15 protein-coding genes are annotated in these 12,431 nt (G+C 63.2%); all 15 read left to right on the top strand.

What is annotated here, in order from left to right:
* Nucleotides 1-20: 20 nt before the first annotated feature.
* Nucleotides 21-1,016 carry a L,D-transpeptidase family protein gene (locus AAIO73_RS02890; protein WP_345876116.1) on the top strand — a complete coding sequence of 332 codons (996 nt, stop codon included), beginning with the start codon at nt 21-23 and terminating at the stop codon, nt 1,014-1,016.
* A 10-nt stretch (nt 1,017-1,026) separates the two neighbouring features.
* A complete protein-coding gene (locus AAIO73_RS02885) occupies nt 1,027-1,611 on the top strand; it encodes a M23 family metallopeptidase (RefSeq protein WP_345876115.1) in 585 nt (194 codons plus the stop codon).
* A gap of 38 nt (nt 1,612-1,649) precedes the next feature.
* The gene (efp, locus tag AAIO73_RS02880) at nt 1,650-2,213 is read left to right on the top strand and encodes an elongation factor P (protein WP_066687286.1); all 564 of its coding nucleotides are present in this window, start codon (nt 1,650-1,652) and stop codon (nt 2,211-2,213) included.
* Nucleotides 2,214-2,345: 132 nt separating this feature from the next.
* On the top strand, nt 2,346-3,161 hold the full coding sequence (locus AAIO73_RS02875) for an inositol monophosphatase family protein (protein ID WP_345876114.1): 816 nt from the start codon (nt 2,346-2,348) through the stop codon (nt 3,159-3,161).
* Between the two features lie 206 nt (nt 3,162-3,367).
* Entirely contained in the window at nt 3,368-3,742 is a 375-nt protein-coding gene (locus tag AAIO73_RS02870) for an NADH-quinone oxidoreductase subunit A (RefSeq protein WP_056400661.1), read from the top strand.
* Nucleotides 3,733-4,302, top strand: a complete 570-nt coding sequence (locus AAIO73_RS02865) for a NuoB/complex I 20 kDa subunit family protein (protein WP_055755898.1) — start codon at nt 3,733-3,735, stop codon at nt 4,300-4,302. The genes AAIO73_RS02870 and AAIO73_RS02865 overlap by 10 nt, the downstream gene beginning before the upstream one ends.
* The gene (locus tag AAIO73_RS02860) at nt 4,299-5,156 is read left to right on the top strand and encodes an NADH-quinone oxidoreductase subunit C (RefSeq protein ID WP_345876112.1); all 858 of its coding nucleotides are present in this window, start codon (nt 4,299-4,301) and stop codon (nt 5,154-5,156) included. The genes AAIO73_RS02865 and AAIO73_RS02860 overlap by 4 nt, the downstream gene beginning before the upstream one ends.
* On the top strand, nt 5,156-6,379 hold the full coding sequence (locus AAIO73_RS02855; protein WP_345876111.1) for an NADH-quinone oxidoreductase subunit D: 1,224 nt from the start codon (nt 5,156-5,158) through the stop codon (nt 6,377-6,379). The genes AAIO73_RS02860 and AAIO73_RS02855 overlap by 1 nt, the downstream gene beginning before the upstream one ends.
* 23 nt (nt 6,380-6,402) lie before the next feature.
* Nucleotides 6,403-6,708, top strand: a complete 306-nt coding sequence (locus AAIO73_RS02850; protein ID WP_345876334.1) for a nuclear transport factor 2 family protein — start codon at nt 6,403-6,405, stop codon at nt 6,706-6,708.
* On the top strand, nt 6,708-7,388 hold the full coding sequence (locus AAIO73_RS02845) for a complex I 24 kDa subunit family protein (RefSeq protein WP_345876110.1): 681 nt from the start codon (nt 6,708-6,710) through the stop codon (nt 7,386-7,388). The genes AAIO73_RS02850 and AAIO73_RS02845 overlap by 1 nt, the downstream gene beginning before the upstream one ends.
* A complete protein-coding gene (locus AAIO73_RS02840; RefSeq protein WP_345876109.1) occupies nt 7,385-7,555 on the top strand; it encodes a hypothetical protein in 171 nt (56 codons plus the stop codon). Before AAIO73_RS02845 ends, AAIO73_RS02840 begins: the two co-directional genes overlap by 4 nt.
* Before the next feature lie 2 nt (nt 7,556-7,557).
* Nucleotides 7,558-8,862: an NADH-quinone oxidoreductase subunit NuoF gene (nuoF, locus tag AAIO73_RS02835; protein WP_345876108.1), complete on the top strand. Its 1,305-nt coding sequence runs from the start codon at nt 7,558-7,560 to the stop codon at nt 8,860-8,862.
* On the top strand, nt 8,862-10,877 hold the full coding sequence (nuoG, locus tag AAIO73_RS02830; protein ID WP_345876107.1) for an NADH-quinone oxidoreductase subunit NuoG: 2,016 nt from the start codon (nt 8,862-8,864) through the stop codon (nt 10,875-10,877). The genes nuoF and nuoG overlap by 1 nt, the downstream gene beginning before the upstream one ends.
* Complete coding sequence (gene nuoH, locus AAIO73_RS02825) at nt 10,874-11,929, top strand: NADH-quinone oxidoreductase subunit NuoH (protein ID WP_345876106.1); 1,056 nt, start codon at nt 10,874-10,876, stop codon at nt 11,927-11,929. The genes nuoG and nuoH overlap by 4 nt, the downstream gene beginning before the upstream one ends.
* Complete coding sequence (gene nuoI / locus AAIO73_RS02820; RefSeq protein WP_056452175.1) at nt 11,926-12,411, top strand: NADH-quinone oxidoreductase subunit NuoI; 486 nt, start codon at nt 11,926-11,928, stop codon at nt 12,409-12,411. Before nuoH ends, nuoI begins: the two co-directional genes overlap by 4 nt.
* Nucleotides 12,412-12,431: the final 20 nt, after the last annotated feature.

The following is a 12,431-nucleotide window of genomic DNA, read 5'->3' as shown; positions in this document are numbered from 1 at the left end:
AACGAATTCGAGGAGGGGTCATGAAGCGACTGGCATGGGCGGCGATCCTGTTGGGCGGCGCGGCGATGGCACAGGCGCCCGCGCCCGCACCACAGGCGCTGCCGACGATCGACCGGAACGTCCTGCACGCGCAGGTGCTGCTCGATCGCCACGGCTTCACCGTCGGGGTGATTGACGGGCGGGACAGCCCCGCCTTCGCCAAGGCGTTGCGCGGGTTCCAGTCGGCGCGCGACCTGCCCGTCACCGGCAAGCTCGACCCGGCGACGGTCCGCGCGCTCAACCCCAATATGCGCCCGGCTACCGTGACGCTGGCCCTGTCCGACCGCGCGCTCGCTGGCCCCTATACCAATCCGATCCCGAAGGACTATGCCGATCAGGCGAAACTGACGGTGATCGGCTATCGCTCGCCGCTCGAAAAGCTGGCGGAGATGTTCCACACGACCCCCGCCACGCTGGTCGCGCTCAACAGCCGTGAGACGATGCTGAGCCCCGGCACCCGCGTCGTCTTCCCCAACGTCCTGCCCGCGTCGCGCAGCTATGCCGACACCTGGTCGCCCGAATATCGCCAGACGCTGGCCAATCTGAACGTCGACGCGAATCAGCAGCAGGCCGACCGGGTCGTGGTCGACAAGTCGGAGGGCTGGCTGCGCGCCTATGCCGGCGACCGCATCCTCGCCCAGTTCCCGGCGACGATGGGGTCGTCGCACGATCCGCTGCCGATCGGCAAATGGACGATCCAGGGCGTCGCCCCCAATCCCGACTGGCAGTATAATCCCGCGATCCTGCGCCATGCCGACAAGTCGGACAGCAAGGAGATCGTGCCGCCGGGTCCGAACAATCCGGTCGGCGTCGTCTGGATCGACCTGTCGAAGGAGCATTACGGCATCCACGGCACGCCCGAGCCGGAGAATATCGGCAAGACCGAGAGCAATGGCTGCATCCGCCTGACCAACTGGGACGCCGCCCGTCTGTCGCTGATGGTGAAGCCGGGTACGCCGGCGATCTTCCAGCCATAAGGGCAGGGCGATGAACCGGATCGGCTGGACCTTTCTCGGCCTGTTCGCAGTGATCGGCGTGCTGGCGGCCTTGCTGGTCGACTTCGGTGGATCGGCAGCACCGCGCCGGTCCGCGCAGCAGGCGCGCCCGGTCGGGAAGGTCGCGACGGGCGAACTGGTTATGCCGGTACAAGGCGCGCGCTGGTCGGATATCCGCGACAGCTGGGGCGACAGCCGCGGCGGTGGATCGCGCGGCCATACCGGTACCGACATCATGGCACCGGGCGGCACGCCGGTCGTCGCGGCGGCGGACGGAGTGGTCGAAAAACTGTTCTACAGCAACGGCGGCGGCGGGATCACGGCCTATGTCCGAGCGCCCGACCGCCGGCTGTCCTACTATTACGCCCACCTCGCCAGCTATGCTCCGGGCCTGCGCGAAGGGGCTTGGGTTCGGGCGGGCGATTCGATCGGCCGGGTCGGCGACACCGGCAATGCAGGCGCCGGCAACACCCATCTCCATTTCGGGATCGAACGGCTGCTACCCGACGAGGCATGGCATCAGGGGCGCGCGATCGATCCTTATCCGCTGCTTGCCCGCGGCCGGGCGGAGCGGTAAGGGCGCAGCTTCGCTCTTTCCAACAGGTATGGTTCGTCATGAAGATCAGCGGCGTCGACATTCGCCCCGGCAACATCATCGAATATGAAGGCGGCATCTGGCGCGCGGTCAAGATCCAGCATACGCAGCCGGGCAAGGGCGGCGCCTATATGCAGGTCGAGATGAAGAACCTGCGCGACGGCCGCAAGAACAATGTCCGCTTCCGCTCGGCCGAGACGGTCGAACGCATCCGGCTGGATACCAAGGACTTCCAGTTCCTGTATCCCGAAGGCGACATGCTGGTGTTCATGGACAAGGAAACCTACGATCAGGTTTCGTTGCCGCGCGACCTGCTGGGCGATGCCGCTGCCTTCCTGCAGGACGGCATGGACGTCGTCATGGAACTTTATGAGGACGAAGCGATCAGCGTCCAGCTGCCCGACACGATCGAGGCGACGATCGTCGAAGCCGATGCGGTGGTGAAGGGCCAGACGGCATCGTCTTCCTACAAGCCCGCCGTGCTCGACAACGGCGTCCGCGTGATGGTCCCGCCGCATATCGCTTCGGGGACCCGGATCGTCGTCGACGTGTATGAGCAGACCTACGTCCGACGGGCGGATTGAGGCGCAGCGGCCAGACGGAATAGCGCAAGCTATTTCGCAGGGCCGCAAGCCCGGCCGGCGCGCATAGCGCGACCGACGACGCGGGCTTTGCCCGCGTCCGCTGCCAGATAGATTTAAGCAGGAACCAGAACCATGTCCGCCCAGTCCGGCCTCATCACCGTCCTCGAACGCGCCGTCCGCAAGACCGGCCCGCGCCTGCGCCGCGACTTCGGCGAGGTCCAGCATCTCCAAGTCAGCCGCAAGGGGCCGGCGGACTTCGTGTCGATGGCCGACAAGCGCGCTGAGGAAACGCTGGTCGAGGAATTGCGCAAGGCGCGTCCCGACTGGGGCATGTTGCTCGAAGAGGGTGGCGAAATCGCCGGCGACCCGACCAAGCCGCGCTGGATCGTCGATCCGCTCGACGGCACGACCAACTTCCTCCACGGCATCCCGCATTTCTCGATCTCGGTCGCGGTCGAGGAACCGAACGGCGTCGGTGGCAAGCCGGAAATCACGACCGCGATGGTCTATAATCCGATCACCGACGAAGGCTTCTGGGCCGAAAAGGGCCGGGGGGCGTGGTTGCAGGGCCAGCGGCTGCGCGTGTCGTCGCGGCGCGATCTGTCGGAAGCGCTGATCGCGACCGGCATTCCGTTCCTCGGTCATGGCAACTTCAGCGAGTGGACCCGCATCTTCGGCGCGGTCGCGCCCGAGGTTGCCGGCATCCGCCGCTTCGGTTCGGCCGCCCTCGATCTCGCCTATGTCGCGGCAGGGCGGTTCGACGGCTTCTGGGAATCGGGCCTGAAGAAGTGGGATATCGCGGCGGGCATGCTGCTCGTGAAGGAAGCCGGCGGCTTCGTCACCGACTATCGTGGCGCCGACCGTGCCTATGAAAAGGGTGAGGTGCTGGCCAGCAATGAACAGATGCAGACCCGTCTGCACAAGCTGGTCGCCGGCGCGCTGCGCTGATCCGACAAGTATCGCGCCGGGCTGATCGGCTCGGCGAAAAGGAACATGGCATAGCCTCTGCGCGACGATCGTGCGGGGGTCCGCCGTCGCACGCGCCGGGCGCGGGCGGAATTGAGAGTGATTCTCATCCTGTTCCGCCCTTGATGCCCCCGCGGCATCGGCCTAAAGCCGGCTCCATTCATACCGCAACCGCGAGAGACCCTGCCTTGGTCGACCTGTCGCAATATCTGCCGATCCTGATGTTCCTGGGCATCGCCCTGGTGCTGTCGACGGCGTTCGTCGTGCTGCCGATGGTGGCATCGCGTTTCACCGGTTCGTACAAGCCGACGCCGGAAAAGCTGACCGAATATGAATGCGGTTTCCCTGCGTTCGAGGATTCGCGCAGTCAGTATGACGTGCGCTTCTATTTGGTCGCGATTCTGTTCATCATCTTCGATCTTGAAGCAGCGTTCCTATATCCTTGGGCAGTCTCGGTTTTTGACCTCGGCTGGACCGCGTGGGTGTCGATGATGGTGTTCATCGGCGAACTGGCGCTGGGTCTCGTATATGCTTGGAAGATGGGAGCTCTCGAATGGGAGTAGAACTCACGACGCCGCCGCACGGATTCGGCGCGGGTAACGCCGCCGGCGTGCCGGTACAGGCACCCGATCAGGGCTTCTTCAACGACCTGAACGGCGAACTGACCGATAAAGGTTTTCTGGTCACGTCGACCGAGGACCTGTTCCAATGGGCGCGGACTGGTTCGCTGTGGTGGATGACCTTCGGTCTTGCCTGCTGCGCGGTTGAAATGATCCACGTCAACATGCCGCGCTATGACATGGAGCGGTTCGGCGCTGCGCCGCGTGCTTCCCCGCGCCAGTCGGACGTGATGATCGTCGCCGGCACGTTGTGCAACAAGATGGCCCCGGCGCTGCGTCGCGTGTACGACCAGATGTCGGAACCGAAATACGTCATTTCGATGGGCAGCTGCGCCAACGGCGGCGGCTACTATCATTATAGCTACAGCGTCGTGCGCGGTTGCGATCGTGTGGTCCCGGTCGACATCTATGTCCCTGGCTGTCCGCCGACGGCCGAGGCGTTGCTCTATGGCGTGATGCAGTTGCAGCGGAAGATTCGCCGTTCGGGGAGCATCGAACGGTGAGGGCGCCTGCACCCCGTTACGCCACGAACGACGGCATCATCGACGCGGCGACCGCTGCGCTGGGCGACATGCTGCTCGATGCGCAGGACATGGTCGGCGAGGTTTCGCTGACCGTCGATCGCGACCGTCTGGTCATCGCGATGGAGACGCTGCGCGACACACCGGGCCTGAAGTACGAGATGCTGGCAGAGATCGCCGGTGTCGACTATCCCGAACGGCCCGAGCGGTTCGACGTCGTCTATCACCTGCTTTCGATGACGCGGAACCACCGCATCCGGGTGCGCGTGACGACCGATGAGGAACGGCCGGTGCCATCGGTGACCGGCATCTGGTACAATGCCGGTTGGCTCGAGCGCGAGGTGTACGACATGTACGGCGTGCTGTTCACCGGCAATGCCGACCTGCGTCGCATCCTGACCGACTACGGCTTCCGCGGCCATCCGCTGCGCAAGGACTTCCCGCTGACCGGCTATGTCGAGATGCGTTATTCGGAAGAAGCCAAGCGCGTCGTCTATGAGCCGGTGAAACTGGCGCAGGATTTCCGCACCTTCGACTTCATGAGTCCCTGGGAAGGCGCCGAGTACGTCCTGCCGGGTGACGAGAAGGCTGCTCAGCCGAAGCCCGCCGCGGGGCAGGCACCGGGTGCACAGTCGCCGGTGACCGCCGATCAGGTCACCCGTGCGCATGATTCGGAAAAGAAGGCCGAACCGAACGCGCCCGAGGTGAAGACGACCGAACACACGGGACAGACGGGCGCGGGCAAGCCGCACCCCGGCAACCTGTCGCATGAGAAGCCTGTTGATCCTGACGTGCCCTCGCCCGATGCGAAGGCTTCGTCGGCGGAGAACAAGTGATGGCCGATTACGATCCTCAGATCGACGCCGCGAACCCGACGCCTGGCGATGTCGAGATCCAGAACTATACGATCAATTTCGGCCCGCAACACCCGGCCGCGCACGGGGTGTTGCGTCTCGTCACCGAACTGGACGGCGAGATTATCGAGCGCATCGATCCGCACGTCGGCCTGCTGCATCGCGGCACCGAAAAGTTGATCGAGTACAAGACGTATGCGCAGGCGCTGCCGTACATGGATCGGCTCGATTACTGCTCGCCGATGTGCATGGAGCACAGCTACGTCCTTGCGGTCGAGAAGCTGCTCGATATCGAGGTGCCGCTGCGCGCCCAGTATCTGCGTGTGTTCTTCGCTGAACTGACCCGCATCATGAACCACATGCTGAACCTGGGTTCGCATGTCATGGACGTGGGCGCGATGACGCCGAACCTGTGGATGTTCGAGCTGCGCGAAGACACGATGAACTTCTACGAGCGGGCATCGGGCGCACGGATGCACGCAAATTTCCTGCGCGTGGGCGGCATCCGGCAGGACGTTCCACTGAAGCTGCTGACCGATATCGCCGAATGGCTCGACACGCGGCTGCCGCGCCTGTTCGGCGATGCGATCAGCCTCGTCGCCGAAAACCGCATCTTCAAGCAGCGCAACGTCGACATCGCGATCGTCAGCCGCGAAGATGCGGTACGTTGGGGCTTTTCGGGTCCGATGATCCGCGGCGCCGGCATTCCATGGGATATCCGCAAGGCGCAGCCTTACGACGCCTATGACCGGGTCGAGTTCGACGTGCCGGTCGGCACGCGCGGCGACTGCTATGACCGGTTCATGGTCCGCGTCGAGGAAGTCTGGCAGTCGGCCCGCATCATGAAGCAGTGCCTGGCGCAGATGCCCGAGGGTCCGATCTCGAGCGACGATCGCAAGGTCGTGCCGCCGAAGCGCGGCGAAATGAAGCAGTCGATGGAAGCGCTGATCCATCACTTCAAGCTGTATACCGAAGGCTATCATGTGCCCGCCGGCGAGGTCTATGTCGCGACCGAAAGCCCCAAGGGCGAATTCGGCATCTACATGGTGTCGGACGGCAGCAACAAGCCGTACCGCGTCAAGATCCGTCCAACCGCGTTCAGCCATCTCCAGGCGATGGACTTCATGTCGAAGGGGCACATGCTCGCCGACATCACCGCCATTCTCGGGGCGATGGATATCGTGTTCGGGGAGTGCGACCGGTGAGCCGTCTCGACACCGTGACGGCGATGATCGAACGTTACAATGCGCGCGACGCGGCGGGCTATGCCGCTTTCTTCGCCGATGACGGCTGCGAGGCGCAGTATCGCGGCGAAGTGGTGCGGGACGGACGTGCCGGCGTGGAAAGCGGGATGGCGGCGGTCTTCGCCGAATTCCCGCAGAATCATGCCGAAGTCCTGCAGTCGTTCGAGTTGGGCGAGCGTGTCGTGCTGCACGAAAGAGTCCAACGCTCGACCAACGCCGAACCGTTCGACGTAATGACCATCTATTCGTTCAGCGGCGACAAGGTCAGCCGCGTGGAGTTTATTCGCTGATGGCCGACGCCCCCAACATCCCCGACGAAGCGGAGGTCCGCGCGCGCTGGGGCAACTTCACCTGGAACCCCGCCAATGCTGAGAAGGCGCGCGAGATCGTCGCGCGCTATCCCGAAGGGCGGCAGCAGTCGTGCACTATCCCGTTCCTCGATCTCGCCCAGCGCCAGGTCGGGGCCGAAACGCACACCCAGGGCTGGTTACCGGTGCCAGTGATCGAGTTCATCGCCCGCGAACTCGGACTTCCCTATATGCGGGTGTACGAGGTCGCGACCTTCTACACGATGTTTAACCTCGCGCCGGTCGGCCGCTATCATGTGCAGGTGTGCGGCACGACGCCGTGTATGTTGCGCGGTTCGGATGATGTGTTCGCGGCGTGCAAGAACCGCGGGCTGGTGAAGGGCAAGACCACGCCCGACGGCCTGTTCACGCTGACCGAGGTCGAGTGCATGGGCAATTGCGCCTCGGCACCGATGGTCCAGATCAACGACGACAATTACGAAGATCTCGACTATGATCGCATGACTGTGATCCTCGAGGCGCTGGGCCGGGGCGAAACGCCGAAGGCCGGCACGCAGGAGCCGGGTCGGCACACGGTCGAGCCGGTCGGTGAGCCGACCAATCTGGTTGCGATGATGACCGAGAACCATGATTACCGGCCCGAATGGGGCACGGCATTGTGAGGGCGCTTGGCAGCCTGTTGATCGCGGTGCTGGTCGGCGTCGTCGTGTTGTGGATCGCGCTCGAATTGTTTGTCGGCGCGCTGAAGCTACTCGGCGTGGCCATCGGAGTCGCGGCAATGGTTGCCGTTTATTTTGTCGCCGAGAAGGCGATCGGGAAGGGACGATAAGGATGCTGGCCGACAAGGATCGCATCTTCACCAATGTGTACGGGTTCCAGCCGTGGAACCTCGACGCCGCCGTGATGCGCGGGGATTGGGACAATACCAAGGCGCTGTTGCAGCTTGGACCGGACACGATCATCGACCGGATAAAGGCATCGGGACTGCGAGGGCGCGGCGGGGCAGGCTTCCCGACCGGCACCAAATGGTCGTTCATGCCGAAGGCGCCCAAGCCCGACCGGCCGAACTTTCTCGTCATCAACGCCGACGAATCCGAACCTGGTTCGTGCAAGGATCGCGAGATCATCCGCCACGATCCGCACAAGCTGATCGAAGGCGCGCTGGTCGCAGGCTTCGCGATGCGGGCGCGCGCGGCCTATATCTACATTCGCGGCGAATATATTCGCGAAGCCGAAACGCTGTTCGCAGCGATCGCCGAAGCCTATGCCAAGGGACTGCTCGGCAAGAATGCGTGCGGGTCGGGCTATGACTTCGACGTGTTCGCCCATCGCGGCGCCGGCGCCTATATCTGCGGCGAAGAGACCGCGATGCTTGAAAGCCTCGAGGGGAAGAAGGGCCAGCCCCGGCTGAAGCCTCCTTTCCCGGCGGGCGCCGGTCTCTATGGCTGCCCGACGACGGTCAATAACGTCGAATCGATCGCGGTCGTCCCGACCATCCTCCGCCGCAGCCCCGAATGGTTCGCCAGCTTCGGAGCGGAAAATAATCGGGGCACGAAGCTGTTCCAGATCAGCGGCCATGTGAACCGGCCTTGCGTGGTCGAGGAAGCGATGAGCATCCCGTTCCGCGAGCTGATCGAAAAGCATTGCGGCGGCGTCCGGGGTGGGTGGGACAATCTGCTGTGCGTCATTCCCGGCGGATCGTCGGTGCCGCTAGTGAAGGCCGAGCACATTATCGACGCGCCGATGGATTTCGACGGGTTGAAGGCGGTCGGATCGGGCCTGGGCACCGCGGCGGTGATCGTCATGGACAAGTCGACCGATGTCGTCCGCGCGATCAGCCGACTGAGCTACTTCTACAAGCATGAGAGCTGTGGCCAGTGTACGCCGTGTCGCGAAGGCACGGGATGGATGTGGCGGGTTATGGAACGGCTGCGCACTGGCGACGCCGACATTTCCGAGATCGATATGCTGCAGCAGGTGACCAAGCAGGTCGAGGGCCATACGATCTGCGCACTCGGCGACGCGGCGGCATGGCCGATCCAGGGCCTCATCAAAAATTTCCGTCCGGAAATCGAACGGCGGATCAACGAGAAGCGCGGCGGCGGCATGTCGCCCATGATGGAAGCGGCCGAATAATGCCGAAGGTAAAAGTAGACGGGGTCGAAGTCGAAGTGCCACAGGGCGCGACGGTTCTTCAGGCTTGCGAAGCGGCGGGGAAGGAAATTCCGCGCTTCTGCTATCACGAACGGCTGTCGATCGCCGGCAATTGCCGGATGTGTCTGGTCGAGGTGAAGCCGGGGCCGCCCAAGCCACAAGCATCGTGCGCGCTGCCCGCCGCCGACAATCAGGAAATCCGCACCGACAGCGCGATGGTGAAGGCCGCGCGCGAAGGCGTAATGGAGTTCCTGCTCATCAATCACCCGCTAGACTGCCCGATCTGCGATCAGGGTGGCGAATGCGACCTGCAGGACCAGTCGGTCGCTTATGGTCGTGGCCATTCGCGCTATGACGAGAATAAGCGCGCGGTCACCGAGAAATATATGGGGCCGATCGTCAAGACGGTGATGACGCGCTGCATACAATGCACGCGCTGCATCCGTTTTGCCGAGGAAGTCGCCGGGGTCGAGGAAATCGGCGCGATCTATCGCGGCGAGAATATGCAGATCACAAGCTATCTCGAACAGGCCGTGTCGAGTGAGTTGTCGGGTAATATCGTCGATTTGTGTCCGGTGGGTGCGCTGACGTCGAAGCCTTATGCGTTCGAAGCGCGTCCGTGGGAGTTGAAGAAGACGCTCGCTATCGACGTGATGGACGCGGTTGGCACCAACATCCGCCTCGACAGCCGTGGCCGGCAGGTGCTGCGTTGCGTGCCGCGCATCAATGAAGACGTGAATGAGGAATGGGCGCACGACAAGACGCGCCATGCGGTCGACGGTCTGGTCCGTCGTCGCCTCGACAAGCCCTATGTCCGTCAGGACGGCAAGCTGGTCGCGGCCGAGTGGGATGACGCCTTCGCGGCGATTGCGGCAGTCAATGCGGGATCGTCGGTGGCGGCGATCGCGGGCGACCTGCTCGATTGCGAGACGATGTTCGCTGCCAAGGCGCTGGTGAACGCGCTCGGTTCGTCGCTGCTCGAAGGGCGTCAGACCGGCATGGACTATGACGTCACCAACCTTGGGGCGGTCGCGTTCAATTCGACGATCGCGGGTGTCGAGGATGCCGATGCGATCCTGCTGGTCGGCACCGACCTGCGCCACGAAGCGCCGCTCATCAACACCCGCGTCCGCAAGGCGATCAAAAAGGGCGCACGCGTCTTCGCGATCGGGCCGGAAGTCGATCTGACCTACAAGGCGGAATGGCTCGGCGACGATCTAGGCCTGCTCGGCGGTTTGCCCGATCGCGCGGCGGAAGCGATGGACGCGGCCAAGCGGCCGATGGTCATCGTCGGACCGGCGGCGCTGAAGAACGGCCATGGTGCCGCGCTGAAGCTGGCGCAAGACGGCAATCTGGTCCGCACGCTCGAGGACGGTACGGCTTGGAACGGCTTCAACGTCGTCCACTTGGCCGCCGCTCGCATGGGTGCATTGATGCTGGGGTATGCGCAGGCGGGCGGTATCTCCGATATCGTCGCAGCGAACCCGAAGCTGGTATTCTTCCTCGGTGCCGACGAAGTCGATTTCACCAAGTTCGCCGGTGCGACGAAGGTTTATATCGGCCATCACGGCGACAAGGGTGCTGCGGCGGCGGACATTGTTTTGCCGGGTGCGAGCTACGCCGAAAAGGCAGGCACTTATGTCAATATGGAAGGTCGCGTACAGCGCGGCGACCGTGCGGTATTCGCGCCGGGCGACGCCCGCGAGGATTGGACGATCTTCCGCGCGCTGGCCGAAGTGCTGGGCGTGACGTTGCCGTTCGACGATTTTGCCGGCCTGCGCGCGGCGATGGCGGCGGCGGTGCCAGCGCTTGGACGCGAAGGACTGGTACGGTTTGACTGGAACCCGCCGGCACTCGACGCTAAGGCGTCGGGCGCGGTGACCTACCCGGTGACCGACTTCTATCTGACCAACGCGATCTGCCGGGCCAGCCCGACGATGCAGCGCTGTTCGGCCGAACTTGTCCATGGCCAGGATTTCGCGGAGGCCGCCGAGTGACCTCGTTTTTCGAAACTACCATCGGCCTGCCCTATAGCTGGGCGTGGACGATTGCTACGCTGGTCGGCATTCTGGTCATCGCTCTGCCGCTGATGCTGGCGGTGGCGATGATCATCTATGCCGATCGCAAGATCTGGGCGGCGATGGCGCTGCGTCGCGGTCCGAACGTCGTTGGCCCGCTGGGTCTGCTGCAGTCGTTTGCCGACGGTCTGAAGGTGTTCCTGCAGGAAACGATCGTTCCGTCGTCGGCCAATCGTGGCCTGTTCCTGCTCGCACCGATCATCACCTTTACGGTTGCATTGATCGTGTGGGCGGTGATCCCGTTCGATGTCGGCGTGGTGGTGGCGGACATCAATGTCGGCCTGCTCTACATTCTCGCGGCATCGTCGTTGGGCGTCTATGGAGTCATCATTTCGGGCTGGGCGTCCAACTCGAAATACCCTTTCTATTCCGCGCTTCGCGCTGCCGCGCAGATGGTCAGCTATGAAGTCGCTATCGGCTTCGTTCTGATCGCGGTGGTATTGTGGGCCGGGTCGTTCAACCTGACGACGATCGTGCTTGAACAGCGGGCGCATATCTTCGGCTTCATCAACGGCTTCGGGTTCAACCCGCTGTTGTTTCCGATGGCGGTCGTGTTCCTGATTTCGTCGCTGGCAGAAACTGCGCGCGCGCCGTTCGATCTGACCGAGGCGGAATCAGAACTGGTCGCGGGCTACCAGACCGAATATTCGTCAATGGCGTTCGCGCTGTTTTGGTTGGGTGAATATGCCAACGTCATCCTGATGTGTGCGCTCAACGCGCTGCTGTTCTGGGGTGGCTGGTTGCCGCCGGTCGATTGGGCACCGCTCTATTTCGTACCGGGCATCATCTGGTTCTTGGCCAAGACCTTCTTCTTCTTCTTCGTGTTCAGCTGGATCAAGGCGACGGTGCCGCGGTACCGCTATGACCAGCTGATGCGGTTGGGTTGGAAGATATTCCTGCCGCTATCGCTGACCTTCGTTTTCCTCGTGTCGGGCTGGTTGATGATCCAGCGCGTAGGATTGCCAGCATGAGTATCGCCCAGACTATCCGATCCTTCACCCTATGGGAGTTCGTGAAGGCGCACGCGCTGACGTTGCGGTACTTCTTCAAGCCCAAAGCGACGATCAACTACCCGTATGAAAAGAACCCGATCTCGCCCCGGTTCCGTGGGGAGCACGCATTGCGTCGCTATCCCAATGGTGAAGAGCGGTGCATCGCGTGCAAGCTGTGCGAGGCGGTGTGTCCGGCGCTGGCGATCACGATCGAGGCCGAACCGCGTGCAGATGGCAGTCGCCGCACCACGCGCTACGACATTGATATGACCAAGTGCATCTATTGCGGTTTGTGTCAGGAAGCTTGCCCGGTGGATGCGATCGTTGAGGGGCCGAATTTTGAATTTGCCACTGAAACGCGCGAAGAGCTGATCTACCACAAGGACAAGCTGCTCGCGAATGGTGACCGCTGGGAACGCGCGATTGCCGCGAACCTTGCGAGTGACGCGCCCTATCGGTAATGGCGCGCATATTCCGTACC

The sequence above is a fragment of the Sphingomonas epibiotica genome (assembly GCF_039615155.1).
Taxonomy (GTDB): domain Bacteria; phylum Pseudomonadota; class Alphaproteobacteria; order Sphingomonadales; family Sphingomonadaceae; genus Sphingomonas.
The sequence above is the reverse complement of the archived record's forward strand: the minus strand, read 5'-3'. Positions and strand labels throughout refer to the sequence as shown.